This is a genomic window from Mesorhizobium sp. M1A.F.Ca.IN.020.06.1.1, from assembly GCF_004023265.1.
In the GTDB taxonomy this organism is placed as follows: domain Bacteria; phylum Pseudomonadota; class Alphaproteobacteria; order Rhizobiales; family Rhizobiaceae; genus Mesorhizobium.
Genome location: NZ_RZSR01001260.1, coordinates 1 through 1376, shown reverse-complemented (window position 1 = coordinate 1376; position 1376 = coordinate 1). Strand labels below are relative to the sequence as shown.

The window sequence follows — 1376 nt, the reverse complement described above, 5'->3', positions numbered from 1 at the left end:
CGGAACCGACCACCGTTGCCACCAGCAGGCCGGCGCCCAGGGCTTCAGCAACGGCACGTCGCGGCAGATCGTAAGAGATCATTGCCGGGGCCCCTCACCCGGCCGGCAGCACGGGGCGGCGAGCGCCGGCGCGCAGATTTCCGGCCGGCCCGAGCAGCAATCCTCCATCAGGAAGCGGATCAGAGCGGAAAGCGCATCGTATTCCGCGCTGTAGACGATCGAGCGTGCGTCGCGGCGCGTGCCGACCAGGCCGGCGCGCTCCAGTTCCTTGAGATGGAAGCTGACATTGGACGGAGATACCTCGACCTGTTCGGCAAGCGAACCGGCGGCGATGCCGTCCGGCCCGGCAACCACCAGCAACCGAAGCAGTTTCAGCCGCGTTTCCTGCGACAGCGCACCAAAGGCCATCAGGGCTTGTCGCTCATCCACGTTTCAACAATCCTTGAAATATTGAAACGAGGCATAGCCGACATGCTCACTCCTGACAAGAAATTATCGTCCCCGCTCCTCCATTGGATCCTCGGACCTGACCATCGGCGATCTGCTCCACACGCTGGCTGATTACCAAGACAAGCCGCTGGTGTTTCGTTACGACGCGGCCGGCCGGTGAAATTTCCACCCCAACTAGGATAGTGGGCCGGTTTGAAATCGCGGGTTAGCCAAACTCCCCGTCCATCACGCTCTATTGAGCGAATGTGAATGATCCCCAGCTTCCTCTGAACCCGTGATTGTGATGAATATCCGACCGCCAGAGCACACCCAACAATGTCGCTCTCAGCAAGGAAAAGGGCTCGCGCCTAAACGCCGCGAGCCCTTCTCTTTTTACGTCACGCGCTTTTTTGTAAGGGCGGCGCACTGTTGGCTTCTCGGCTTCGACAAGCGCAACGATGATCGCGCTTCTCCCAACGCTTGTCGGTGACGCCCGCTTCCGCCTGTTTCCGGACGGGGCCTAGGCGAAAGCGCCTATTCTGATTGGGGTGGACTTTCAAACCGACCCACTACCCAAATTAGCGATCTCTTGTATTTCTTGAAAATGAGGATCATGCTTGGCCCAATGCGTGGCAACCTGATGCGCAGCCGGGTGGATAAAAGGGTAAGGCGCCATGGAATTCGCAGTCTGCTATGACCACAGCGTGATCGATCTGGCTTGGTCGATCTTCCTCGGCATCACGACGGTTTTCATGTTCTTGGCGCCATTGGCCGTTGCGCGGCTTATAGCGATCTCGCGCGGGGCACCTGTCGGACGGCTTCAGACGGCCTGACAGCCGAGGCCTTTCCTAGCCGACGATTTTTAGCCCAGGCACTTCACCGAACAGCGCCGAGCAGTCGATCTCGTCCAGGAAAAGCGCGTTTGGGATCGAGCACCAGCCACGATG

Annotated in this window: 2 protein-coding genes and 1 pseudogene; 1 reads left to right on the top strand and 2 read right to left on the bottom strand. The window is 59.4% G+C overall.

The genetic code is table 11. The features are described 5' to 3' along the window. Together EOA60_RS39395 and EOA60_RS33060 are read right to left on the bottom strand one after the other, a co-directional pair. Nucleotides 1–82, bottom strand: a pseudogene (locus tag EOA60_RS39395) (aquaporin family protein); the annotation flags it as partial. Beyond that, nucleotides 79–429, bottom strand: coding sequence for a metalloregulator ArsR/SmtB family transcription factor (locus EOA60_RS33060; protein WP_067321941.1), 351 nt, complete (start codon nucleotides 427–429; stop codon nucleotides 79–81). The gene EOA60_RS33060 and the pseudogene EOA60_RS39395, both read right to left, overlap by 4 nt. Nucleotides 430–1103: 674 nt before the next feature. Here EOA60_RS33060 and EOA60_RS37945 point away from each other — a divergent pair. Continuing rightward, on the top strand, nucleotides 1104–1262 hold the full coding sequence (locus EOA60_RS37945; RefSeq protein ID WP_164748230.1) for a hypothetical protein: 159 nt from the start codon (nucleotides 1104–1106) through the stop codon (nucleotides 1260–1262). Nucleotides 1263–1376 lie beyond the last annotated feature (114 nt).

Coding starts and splice junctions, on each gene's coding strand:
- EOA60_RS37945 (WP_164748230.1), top strand. CDS start 1,104: ATGGAATTCGCAGTCTGCTATGACCACAGCGTGATCGATCTGGCTTGG.